Source organism: Bacillus halotolerans (genome assembly GCF_001517105.1).
Lineage (GTDB): Bacteria > Bacillota > Bacilli > Bacillales > Bacillaceae > Bacillus > Bacillus halotolerans.
This window is the reverse complement of the sequence record NZ_LPVF01000002.1, coordinates 44,599-55,557: the sequence shown is the minus strand read 5'-3', so window position 1 is coordinate 55,557 and position 10,959 is coordinate 44,599. Positions and strand designations below refer to the sequence as shown.

Annotated in this window: 12 protein-coding genes and 1 rRNA gene; all 13 read right to left on the bottom strand. The window is 43.8% G+C overall.

The window, feature by feature from the left end:
- Window positions 1–309 (bottom strand): 16S ribosomal RNA (locus AU387_RS02410); the annotation flags it as partial.
- A gap of 305 nt (window positions 310–614) precedes the next feature.
- Entirely contained in the window at window positions 615–2,114 is a 1,500-nt protein-coding gene (gene lysS, locus AU387_RS02405) for a lysine--tRNA ligase (protein WP_059334689.1), read from the bottom strand.
- Window positions 2,115–2,205: 91 nt separating this feature from the next.
- Entirely contained in the window at window positions 2,206–3,207 is a 1,002-nt protein-coding gene (gene dusB / locus AU387_RS02400; protein ID WP_024123646.1) for a tRNA dihydrouridine synthase DusB, read from the bottom strand.
- A gap of 13 nt (window positions 3,208–3,220) precedes the next feature.
- Window positions 3,221–3,439, bottom strand: coding sequence for a helix-turn-helix domain-containing protein (locus tag AU387_RS02395; protein WP_024123645.1), 219 nt, complete (start codon window positions 3,437–3,439; stop codon window positions 3,221–3,223).
- Complete coding sequence (gene folK, locus AU387_RS02390) at window positions 3,391–3,894, bottom strand: 2-amino-4-hydroxy-6-hydroxymethyldihydropteridine diphosphokinase (RefSeq protein WP_059334687.1); 504 nt, start codon at window positions 3,892–3,894, stop codon at window positions 3,391–3,393. The genes AU387_RS02395 and folK overlap by 49 nt, the downstream gene beginning before the upstream one ends.
- Complete coding sequence (folB, locus tag AU387_RS02385; protein WP_044153461.1) at window positions 3,891–4,253, bottom strand: dihydroneopterin aldolase; 363 nt, start codon at window positions 4,251–4,253, stop codon at window positions 3,891–3,893. The genes folK and folB overlap by 4 nt, the downstream gene beginning before the upstream one ends.
- Window positions 4,246–5,103 (bottom strand): dihydropteroate synthase, encoded by an 858-nt coding sequence (gene folP / locus AU387_RS02380; protein WP_044153463.1) that lies wholly within the window; start codon window positions 5,101–5,103, stop codon window positions 4,246–4,248. The genes folB and folP overlap by 8 nt, the downstream gene beginning before the upstream one ends.
- A gap of 14 nt (window positions 5,104–5,117) precedes the next feature.
- Window positions 5,118–5,966, bottom strand: a complete 849-nt coding sequence (gene pabC / locus AU387_RS02375; RefSeq protein ID WP_059334685.1) for an aminodeoxychorismate lyase — start codon at window positions 5,964–5,966, stop codon at window positions 5,118–5,120.
- On the bottom strand, window positions 5,966–6,550 hold the full coding sequence (gene pabA, locus AU387_RS02370) for an aminodeoxychorismate/anthranilate synthase component II (RefSeq protein WP_059291664.1): 585 nt from the start codon (window positions 6,548–6,550) through the stop codon (window positions 5,966–5,968). The genes pabC and pabA overlap by 1 nt, the downstream gene beginning before the upstream one ends.
- Window positions 6,551–6,563: 13 nt before the next feature.
- Window positions 6,564–7,973: an anthranilate synthase component I family protein gene (locus AU387_RS02365; protein ID WP_059334683.1), complete on the bottom strand. Its 1,410-nt coding sequence runs from the start codon at window positions 7,971–7,973 to the stop codon at window positions 6,564–6,566.
- 163 nt (window positions 7,974–8,136) lie between these two features.
- Entirely contained in the window at window positions 8,137–9,063 is a 927-nt protein-coding gene (gene cysK / locus AU387_RS02360; RefSeq protein WP_010332721.1) for a cysteine synthase A, read from the bottom strand.
- 75 nt (window positions 9,064–9,138) lie between these two features.
- On the bottom strand, window positions 9,139–10,032 hold the full coding sequence (locus AU387_RS02355) for a peptidyl-prolyl cis-trans isomerase (RefSeq protein ID WP_059291665.1): 894 nt from the start codon (window positions 10,030–10,032) through the stop codon (window positions 9,139–9,141).
- A gap of 48 nt (window positions 10,033–10,080) precedes the next feature.
- Window positions 10,081–10,956 carry a redox-regulated molecular chaperone HslO gene (gene hslO, locus AU387_RS02350; RefSeq protein WP_044153473.1) on the bottom strand — a complete coding sequence of 292 codons (876 nt, stop codon included), beginning with the start codon at window positions 10,954–10,956 and terminating at the stop codon, window positions 10,081–10,083.
- Between the last annotated feature and the right edge of the window lie 3 nt (window positions 10,957–10,959).

Below are 10,959 nucleotides of genomic sequence, written 5' to 3'. Positions count from 1 at the left end.
CCCTCTCAGGTCGGCTACGCATCGTTGCCTTGGTGAGCCGTTACCTCACCAACTAGCTAATGCGCCGCGGGTCCATCTGTAAGTGGTAGCCGAAGCCACCTTTTATGTTTGAACCATGCGGTTCAAACAAGCATCCGGTATTAGCCCCGGTTTCCCGGAGTTATCCCAGTCTTACAGGCAGGTTACCCACGTGTTACTCACCCGTCCGCCGCTAACATCAGGGAGCAAGCTCCCATCTGTCCGCTCGACTTGCATGTATTAGGCACGCCGCCAGCGTTCGTCCTGAGCCAGGATCAAACTCTCCGATAAAGTAGTTTGACTGACTACGCACATCACTGTGCTAATAAAACTTGAATTAACAGGTGCGTTTTGTCTTGTTTAGTTTTCAAAGATCATTTTGTCACTTCGTTTAAGCGACTTTATTATTATAACTCGTTGAATCATTGAAGTCAATAACTTTTTTTGAAGTTATTTTTTTGTCATCGCCTTGTTTAGCGGCAACGAATAATAATATACCACCTTGTAAATAATAGTGCAATAGTTTTTTGAAGAAAAACCTAAGGAATTATAAAAGAGCGTCATCCTTCTATTAGAAAGGTTGACGCTCTTTTAAATTAGCGCTGTCTCATTTGCGGGAATAACAGTACATCTCGAATCGAAGGAGCATTCGTAAGCAGCATGACCAGGCGATCGATCCCGATGCCTAAGCCTCCTGTTGGCGGCATGCCATACTCCAGAGCTTCAACGAAGTCTTCATCCATTAAATGAGCTTCATCATTACCCTCTTCGCGTTCTTTTAATTGGGCTTCAAAGCGTTCTCTCTGATCAATAGGATCATTTAGCTCTGTGAATGCATTTGCATGCTCACGGCCTACGATAAACAGTTCAAAACGGTCTGTGAAGCGCGGATCCTCTGGGTTTTTCTTAGCAAGAGGAGAAATTTCTACTGGATGTCCATAAATAAACGTTGGCTGGATAAGCGTTTCCTCAATTTTTTGTTCGAAGAATTCGTTTATAATGTGGCCCACTGTCATAGAGTCTTTAATCTCTACACCATGCTCTTTTGCATATTCACGGGCTTGCTCAACAGTTACCTCTTCCCAGAAGTCAACGCCTGTCGCTTCTTTGACTGCGTCAACCATATGGATTCTTTTCCACTCAGGTTTCAGTTCGATTTGTTCTTCCCCGTATTGGATTGTCGTCGTGCCAAGCACTTCTTGCGCGATATGAGCGACAAGGTTTTCAGTTAAGCTCATGATATCTTTATAGTCAGCATACGCTTCATATAATTCAATCATTGTAAATTCAGGGTTATGGCGTGTAGAGACGCCTTCATTACGGAAAACACGGCCGATTTCATATACTTTTTCCAAACCGCCGACAATCAAGCGTTTCAGATGCAGTTCAATCGCAATACGCATGTAGAGCGGAATATCTAAAGCATTATGATGGGTAATGAACGGACGCGCGGAGGCTCCCCCTGGAATGCTGTGCATAGTTGGCGTTTCTACTTCTAAGTATCCATTATCATCAAGGTATCTTCTCATCGCTTGAATGATCTTGCTGCGTGTGATGAACGTATGTTTGCTGTCTGGATTTACGATAAGATCCAAGTAGCGTTGACGGTAGCGCTGCTCAACGTCTTTTAAACCATGGTATTTATCCGGCAGCGGACGAAGCGCTTTTGTCAGCAAATCAAATGATGTTGCTTTTACAGACAGTTCGCCTACATTTGTTTTGAACACTTTTCCGGTTACGCCGATAAGGTCGCCAAGGTCGGAAGATTTGAAGATTTCATATTGGTCGTCACCGACACTGTCTTTTCTTACGTAGATTTGAATTTGACCTTCTAAATCTTGAAGGTGCGCGAAGCCGGCTTTCCCTTTGCCGCGTTTTGTCATCATACGGCCTGCGATTGTCACTTCAATCGCTTTTTCCTCTAACTCTTCTTTCGTTAGATTTTGATATGCCGCAATAATTTGCTCAGATTGATGAGTTCTTTCAAAACGTGCGCCGAATGGATCTATGCCGTTTTCTCTCATCTGATTCATTTTGTCGCGTCTGACTTGCAGCTGGTCGTTCAATTCTTCATGATTATGCTCTTCTTGACTCATTGTTATCACTCCATTACAGATATTGTTTCATGAAAAAAGCAGAAAAACTGCCAGCGTAAAACTGGCAGTGAGCAGCAAATAGAGGTGAGTGTTATCCTACTTTTGCGTCTTGAAGCTCTTTTGCCTCAACTTCAACAGTAAATGCATCTAAAAGCTGTACAAGCTCTTCTCTTGTCTCGCAATGATTGATTCCATTACGAACCTCCGCATTGCCTCTTATGCCTTTCAGATACCATGCAGCGTGTTTTCTCATTTCTCTTACCGCTACATTTTCACCCTTTAAGTTAATCAAGCGGTCAAGATGCAGTTTGCATACCGCCATTTTTTCGCGTACTTGCGGCTCTTCTTTTAATTCACCTGTTTCAAGGTATTGAACCGTACGGTAAATCATCCACGGATTGCCTAATGCGGCACGGCCGATCATGACCCCGTCTACTCCTGTTTCATCAAGCATACGCTTAGCATCCTGCGGCGTCTTGACATCGCCGTTCCCGATAACCGGAATCGATACAGATTGTTTTACTTCTTTGATAATATCCCAGTTTGCAGTTCCTTCGTACATCTGTACTCTTGTACGGCCGTGAAGTGCAACTGCTTTTCCGCCCGCACGCTCGACAGCCTGTGCGTTTTTCACCGCGAAAATGTGGTCTTCATCCCAGCCCATTCTCATTTTCACTGTGACTGGTTTATCGACGGCATCCACTACTGCAGAAACCATTTCATAAATCTTATCGGGATCGAGAAGCCATTTTGCTCCCGCATCACATTTTGTAATCTTCGGCACTGGGCATCCCATGTTAATATCAATGATATCAGCAGTTGTGTTCTGGTCTACAAACTTCGCCGCTTCCACAAGGGTTTCCTTTTTTCCTCCGAAGATTTGAAGGCTGAGCGGTTTTTCACGTTCATCAATGTAAAGCATACCCATTGTTTTGGCATTGTTGTAAAGGATCGCTTTGTCACTGATCATTTCAGCGCAGACCAATCCGGCTCCGAATTCCTTTACAGTCAATCTGAATGCTGAGTTGCAGACACCAGCCATAGGGGCCAGCACAACCCGGTTTTTTAATTGAATATCACCGATTTTAAACATTTTTCCCCTCCTTTCATTTGTTATTATTTTCTGGCGGCGCTAATTCGTCCGCGCTTATATTTAAAACATCTGCTGCGCTTTGAATGATGGCAGCTGACGGCAATCGGTTTCCGCGTTCAATTTCGCCGAGAATAGAAACTGATATACCTAACGCTTTCGCAAATCCTTCTTGAGTATAACCTTTCAGCTTTCTGAATGCACGAATTCGTCTACCCCAGATTTCTGCTTCCATACTCTTACACCTTCTTGGTCGGTTTCCGCGCTTTTTGCCTCTTTTTCAACCCGCGTGCATATTTCCGCAAGCGGTGCGAGGACAAATAAACGCTCATACATTCTCGGATGCGGAACAATTAGTTGCTCTGTTTCAATATTTTCACGATTAAACAGTAAAATGTCAAGGTCTGCCGTCCGCGGACCCCATCTGACTTCTCTCGTCCTGCCCAATTCATTTTCTATATGCTGCGTGAGCTCAAGGAGCTGAAGCGGATTCAGCGCCGTCTCGATTTCAACTGCCATATTTAAAAATTCATCTTGAGCTTCGTATCCGACTGGGTCTGTTTCGTAAATAGAAGACACTTTTGTGACTGTCACTGCCTCATGTTGATGCAGCATCGCCACCGCTCGCCGTAAATACGTTTCTCTATCTCCAATATTAGATCCAAGGGCTATATAAGCTGTATTGTTCATGATTTTTTTCTCGTGATTTCTATTGCTACTGATTTATAGTGGCCGGGAATTGGCGGATCTGGCTTAATCACTTTTACAGTACATTGCTGCACCTGATGAAATTTCTTCAGGACAGTGTCCGCAATACGTTCTGCCAGTGTTTCCACTAGTTTCACAGGCTCACCTTCAACGATATCTTTACATACGTGGTAAAGCTCGGCATAGTTAATGGTTTGGTCAAGGTCGTCTGTTTGTCCCGCTTTGCTTAAATCCAATTCTGCGGTTAAATCGACTTTAAAACGCTGTCCGAGCTTGTTCTCCTCTTTTAACACACCATGGTAGCCGTAAAACTCCATGCCTTCTACGTAGATTTTATCCATGATGCATCCCTCCCTTGTTCAGCATTGCATCCATCATTTTCGCCATTCTGGCTATTTGTTTTACATCATGGACCCTCACAATGTCACAGCCTTTTTGAATGCCTAGACACACGGTTGCGCCTGTGCCCTCAGCCCGCTCCTCAGGCGGAAGATCCAGGACACGGCCGATAAATCTTTTCCGGGAGGTTGCAAGAAGAACCGGATAGCCAAGTCCGCTGAAAACTTCAAGCTTGTTCATGACTGCCAGATTATCGTGATAGTCCTTCGCAAAACCTATGCCGGGATCGAGGATAATGTTCTTTTCCTCTACACCTGCTTCAACAGCAATCTTTACACTTTCCATTAAGTCCGACAGCATATCCGGTATTAAATCGTTGTAGTTTCTCTCTTTGCGGTTATGCATGAGAACGATCGGAACATTGTGTTCAGCTGCAACAGAAGCCATTTTCGGGTCATACTTCGCTCCCCAAATATCATTGATGATCGAAGCGCCGGCTTTAACAGCTTCATCTGCGACAGAAGCCTTGTACGTATCTACAGAGATCGGCACTGCGAGCTCTTTTGTAATCCGCTCAATCACAGGAATTACTCTGGACATTTCTTCGTCCTCGGACACATATTCGGCGCCGGGTCTTGTCGACTCGCCTCCGATATCAATGATATGCGCACCGTCATCAATCATCTCTTTCGCGTGCAACAGGGCATTGTCCAGGCTGTCATATTTTCCGCCATCCGAGAAAGAGTCAGGCGTTACGTTTAAAATCCCCATCACCAGCGTCTTTTCTCGATATGATAATGCGCTGGGTTTGGTATGGATTACTTGTGTTTGGTCTATCGTTTGCTGGGCCATTCTCTTCCTCCCTGTCATGAATTCATGTTCTTTATTTCTTGGTGGTATAGCGTTTGTAAAGCGGAAGTTATTTCTCCGTTTCGGCCCGGATAGTTCACTTCTTCTATTTTAGAAAACGGAATGATCTCAAGAACCGAGTTGGTCATCCATGCTTCATCTGCCGTCAAAAGGGCTTCAAGCTGGTACCGGCCTGTTTTGACATCCATCCCTATTTTCTTTGCGTTCTCCATGACAAAACGTCTCGTGACGCCGTCAAGAATTCCGGTATCAAGTGATGGTGTAAAGATAGTGCCGCCTTTTCTCCAGAAGACATTTGAAATGATGCCCTCTGCTACAGCGCAATCCTCCGTTAAAAAGATCCCTTCAAACCGCGGATCATTTCCGATCTCCCGTTTCGCATACATATTATTTAAATAATGATGTGATTTTAACCGGAACGGCCCCTCCGGTGTGTTTCTCCGTATCGATAACACCTTTCCTTCCTTTTGCAAAGGAAGACTTTCTGGTTTTAGCTGATTAACAAAACATAAAACAGTCGGGTTATCGTAAGTTTGAGCAGCGAAGCCTTTATCGCTGATGCCGGCTGATATGTTCAGCCTGACGCGGGCATTGCCGTCTTTGATATCATTCAGCCCGAGCAGCTTGTCCAGCATTTCAATCATCTCTTGCTTTGTCACAGTGTATTCGATTTGCAGATCCTTAAGTGCGCGTTCAAGCCGTTCTATATGCCAATCAAGCAGGAACGGCCGGCCTTCATAAAGCCTGAAGGTCTCAAACACACCGATCCCATATAAAAAACCATGGTCAAAAGGAGAAAGAACTGCATCTTTCTCCTCTATAAACCGGCCGTTTACATATATCATCACGCAATGACATCCTTGCGGTACGTTTCAATAAAATTTCTGAGCATTTCTTTTCCAAAGGAAGTCATAATAGACTCTGGATGAAATTGAACGCCTTCTATCGGAAGATCATTGTGCCGAATAGCCATGATTTCTCCTTCTTTCGTTTGTGCGGTTACTGTGAAACAGTTTGGCAGCGTATCAGGTTTTACGATCAGCGAGTGGTATCGTGTCGCCACAAGCGGGTTTTGCAAACCTTTAAAGATCGTCTTGCCGTCATGCTCGATTTCTGAGGTTTTTCCATGCATCAGCCGCTCTGCTCTGACCACGTCTCCGCCAAACACCTGTGCGATAGACTGATGTCCGAGACACACGCCAAAAACGGGAATTTTGCCTGCGAAGTATTTAATTGCTTCAAGGCTGATTCCAGCTTCATCAGGACTGCACGGTCCGGGTGAAATCATTAAGAAATCCGGTGACAGCTCTTCAATTTGCTCTATTGTGATATCGTCATTGCGTTTTACAATCAGCTCTTCTCCAAGCTCGCCCAAATACTGTACTAAGTTGTACGTGAAAGAATCATAGTTATCAATCATTAAAATCATTTCTCCGCTCACCTCATCTAATTTTTGTCTCTACTTCGCTCAGCTCTAACGCCTTTTGCATCGCAAAAGCTTTTTTGAATGATTCTCTGTATTCATGCTTAGGAACAGAATCAATCACAACTCCTGCCCCGGATTGCATAAACGCCTGCCCTCCGGCTGCATAAATGGTTCGGATCACGATATTAAATTGAAGATCCTGATTATACCCAAACCACCCTATAGATCCAGTATAAAGCCCACGGCGTGTCGGCTCAAGTTCTTCTATAATTTCCATTGTCCTTACTTTAGGAGCACCTGTAATCGTTCCTCCTGGAAATACAGCATGAATAATATCTACAGCGTCGTATCCATCCTGCAGTTCACCTTGGACATTAGACACAATGTGCATGACGTGGGAGTATTTTTCAATTGCCATGAATTCATTAACCCGCACTGATCCGTAACGGGAAACTCTGCCCAGATCATTTCGTTCTAGATCAACTAGCATGACATGCTCAGCGCGTTCTTTTTCATTATGGATTAATTCATTTGCGAGCGTTTCGTCTTCCTCATCCGTTTTTCCTCTGGAACGAGTGCCAGCAATCGGTCTAGTCTCTAATAGTTTGCCCTTTTTGCTGACAAGAAGTTCAGGAGATCCGCAAATAATTTGGAAATCTGGTGTTTCTAAATATGCCATATATGGAGAAGGATTCACTTCTCTCAGCTTTTTGTAGATCTCATACGGGTGAGCAGACAGCGACTGCGACTGCCTGATCGATAGATTGACTTGAAAAACATCTCCGCTGGCAATGTATTGCTTGATTTTCTCTACAGCCTGAGAAAAGCCTTCTTCAGTAAAAGGCGCTGCAAAGGAACCGTCAGCTGTATATGTCATCTCTTGTAACGGCTCACCGGGAAGCTCAGACAGCCACATATGTTCGAGCTGGGACAGCTTTTCGTCCGCTGATTCGTTCTCATCATTCACATGAGTGACCAGCCAAAGAGCCTGTTCTTCATGGTCATAGACGGCTATATCATCAAAGACAAGAAAATAGATATCAGGTGTCTCCAGGTCATCTAATGAGAGCATTTTAAAATTTTCAATGTAGCGTGCGTAATCATAGCTAAGAAAACCGATTGCTCCCCCTTGAAAATCAGGCAGTTCTTCATCCGTTTCGGTTTCCAGCGTTTTAAACCAACTGTGGAAAGCGCGTAATGGGTCACCCTCTTTAAACAGTGTCTCATCCCCATGCTTAATGGTTGTAATTCCGTCTTTTCCCTTGACAGCCGCAATTGGATCAAGACCGGCTATACTGTATCTGCCGCCTCTTGCACTTTCAAGAAGCACGTGCTGTTTTCTGGATTGTGAAAGTTTCTCATATTGTTGCAAGAATGAATCTTTTTGAAAAGGTACTTTTCTGCCTGCCGGTCTGCGTTGTGCCATTTATATCATTCCTCTGTTTTCTTTTTCTGCTTTTTTTATTGTAAAGCAATATCATGAGTGAAAAAAGTGAATTTCTCTTCCAAGGATAAGATTCGTCGCGCACACGGCATATTTGATGCTCAAATAAAAAAACTCCCGGGCACCGGGAGTTTTTTCGAGCTTTTTAATCGAATTGATACAGCGGCGTACTCAAATAACGTTCGCCGTTACTCGGAATGATAGCCAATACTTTTTTGCCCTTTCCGAGTTTTTTCGCTACTTGAATAGCAGCATAAATGGCCGCACCTGATGAGATGCCTCCGAGAATTCCTTCTTCACGTGCAGCTCTGCGTGCATATTCAAATGCTTCTTCATTCTTCACAGGGAAAATTTCATCGTATACTTCAGTGTTTAAGATGTCGGGCACAAAGCCAGCTCCGATTCCCTGAATTTTGTGAGGGCCTGGTTTTCCTCCTGAAAGCACTGGGGAATCTGACGGTTCAACAGCGTAGATTTTGACGGAAGGATATGCTTCCTTCAGGACTTCACCCGCTCCTGTAATCGTTCCGCCTGTTCCGATTCCGGCTACAAATGCATCAAGCTGGTCATCACCGAATTGCTCAACGATTTCTTTACCTGTTGTTTGGCGATGGATTTCAGGGTTCGATGGATTGTTAAACTGCTGCGGCACGAAGTATCCGTGTTTTTCAGCAAGCTCTTCCGCTTTCTTAATGGCGCCTTTCATGCCTTCCGCACCCGGAGTCAGCACAAGCTCAGCACCATATGCGCGCAGAAGGTTGCGGCGCTCCATGCTCATGGTGTCAGGCATAACCAAAATCGCTTTTAAACCTTTAGCCGCAGCAACCATTGCAAGCCCGATTCCTGTATTTCCGCTTGTCGGTTCAATGATTGTATCGCCAGCTTTTAATTTCCCTTCTTTTTCAGCCGCTTCAATCATCGCTAAACCGATACGGTCTTTTACACTGCTTCCAGGGTTCATGTATTCAAGCTTCAAATATACATCCGCACTGTTTTCATCAACAAGGCGATTTAATTTAACGATTGGCGTATTCCCAATTAATTCAGTAATGGAGTTTGCTACACGTACCATTCTCGACACCTCAATTTCCGACTATTTGTATTGGTATTATGTATATAATCTATCAATTTCAAAATTTTTTGTCAATCATTTAGTACTTTTTTCCCCATAGAACCAAGACACGTCAGCTTCTTTCCAAAGTGATTTTACAGTTGCTTTATCACCTAACTGATCCATTGCGATCTGGCGTTTAATCTGATTCTTTACTTCATCATATGAGAACGTTCTCGCATTTAACTTTTCTTTCAGTTGTATAATTGCATAACCGTTGTTTACCTTTATCGGTTCGTTTGACCATTCATCTTGTTTTAGTGTCTTTGCTTCTTCAATGTATGATGACGGAATGTTGTCTGATGCCTCGGTGACAAACCCTAAATCTCCCCCGTACGGTGACGTATACCTGTCTGTGGACCGTTCCGCCGCAACAGCTTCAAAGCTCGAGCCGCCTTCAAGCTCTTTTAAAACTTGTTTGGCTTCCTCTTCATCCTTTACAACAATATGCCGAATACGATACGAATCATCAAACTGATACAGTTCTTTATTTTGATTATAAAATGATTTCATTTCTGTCTTTGAAATATCAATATCCTTTGTTAATAATTCCTCAAGAAGAATATTATAGCGAATTTGGTCTTTCCACTCTTTTTCAGTTGTATGCTCGTCTTCGTAAAATGAATTATTCACCGCCTTAATCAGCAGAAATTCCCGATCAATTTCGCTTTTAGATACTTTGAGATTGTTCTTTTTGGCAAGCTGCTCTACCACTCGGACATTGATCATATCTTCAAGTGTTGATTTTCCGTATTCATCTTCCATTTCCTTCAGCCATTCTTCTCTTGTGACGCTTTTGCCTCCAATAGTAGCAATGGACTCGTTGGACGGAGAAGCACTGGCTTGAGATTTCGTCAGTGTATATGCCACTGCGATACAGCATACCAGCAGCGCGCCCCAAATGATTGTCCAGATTGTTCTTGATTTCAAATTTACTGTCAGCCCCTTTTCTTAAATTCAAAAAACCCGCTAAAGAGCTTAGCGGGTCGTTTGGTCTCGAAGCTCCTCCAGCTCTTCTTTTGTAAATAAGTACTTTTCATTACAAAAATGGCATACTGCTTCGGCTTGTCCATCTTCTTCTATCATATCTTGAATTTCTTTTTTGCCTAGTCCTAAAACGGCTGTTTCAAAACGCTCTTTTGAACAAGGGCAATGGAATTTAACAGGCATGGTTTCCAAAATCTCAGGCTTTTCTCCTAAGACTTCTTCCAAAATCTCTTCCGGTGTAAGCCCTTTTTGAATCAGTTTAGAAATAGGTTCTACTACAGATAAACGCTGTTCAATTTTTGTAATGGTTTCATCATCTGTTCCCGGAAGGAGCTGAAGAATGAAACCTCCTGCCGCCAAAATGGTGTTGTCTGGGTTAACAAGCACGCCGACACCTACAGAAGAAGGAACCTGCTCCGATGATACAAGATAGTACGTAAAATCTTCCCCCAGTTCTCCGGAAACGATTTCTACTTGCCCTGTGAAGAACTCGCGCAGCCCTAAATCTTTTACAACACTTAATGTTCCATCTGTTCCAACAGCTCGTCTGACATCCAGCTTGCCGTGTTCATTCAAGTCAAAATGAACATGCGGGTTTGAGACATATGCCCTGACTTCCCCTTTAGCATTCGCATCAGCAACAATCGCGCCGATTGGCCCGCCGCCTTCCACTTTCACTGTCAGCTTATCATCACCTTTCAGCATAGAACCAAGCATTAGTGAAGCTGTCATTGTACGGCCTAGTGCAGCGGATGCTGTCGGCCATGTATCATGCCGTCTCTGTCCTTCATTCACCATATCAGTCGTTTTTGCAGCATATGCGCGAACTTTTCCGTCATACGCCAGCGCTTTTACTAAATAATCCATTGC

Bases quoted from the DNA above. Each gene is read 5' to 3' on its own strand.
- lysS (WP_059334689.1), bottom strand. From the start codon at position 2,114: ATGAGTCAAGAAGAGCATAATCATGAAGAATTGAACGACCAGCTGCAA.
- dusB (WP_024123646.1), bottom strand. From the start codon at position 3,207: ATGTTTAAAATCGGTGATATTCAATTAAAAAACCGGGTTGTGCTGGCC.
- AU387_RS02395 (WP_024123645.1), bottom strand. From the start codon at position 3,439: ATGGAAGCAGAAATCTGGGGTAGACGAATTCGTGCATTCAGAAAGCTG.
- folK (WP_059334687.1), bottom strand. From the start codon at position 3,894: ATGAACAATACAGCTTATATAGCCCTTGGATCTAATATTGGAGATAGA.
- folB (WP_044153461.1), bottom strand. From the start codon at position 4,253: ATGGATAAAATCTACGTAGAAGGCATGGAGTTTTACGGCTACCATGGT.
- folP (WP_044153463.1), bottom strand. From the start codon at position 5,103: ATGGCCCAGCAAACGATAGACCAAACACAAGTAATCCATACCAAACCC.
- pabC (WP_059334685.1), bottom strand. From the start codon at position 5,966: ATGATATATGTAAACGGCCGGTTTATAGAGGAGAAAGATGCAGTTCTT.
- pabA (WP_059291664.1), bottom strand. From the start codon at position 6,550: ATGATTTTAATGATTGATAACTATGATTCTTTCACGTACAACTTAGTA.
- AU387_RS02365 (WP_059334683.1), bottom strand. From the start codon at position 7,973: ATGGCACAACGCAGACCGGCAGGCAGAAAAGTACCTTTTCAAAAAGAT.
- cysK (WP_010332721.1), bottom strand. From the start codon at position 9,063: ATGGTACGTGTAGCAAACTCCATTACTGAATTAATTGGGAATACGCCA.
- hslO (WP_044153473.1), bottom strand. From the start codon at position 10,956: ATGGATTATTTAGTAAAAGCGCTGGCGTATGACGGAAAAGTTCGCGCA.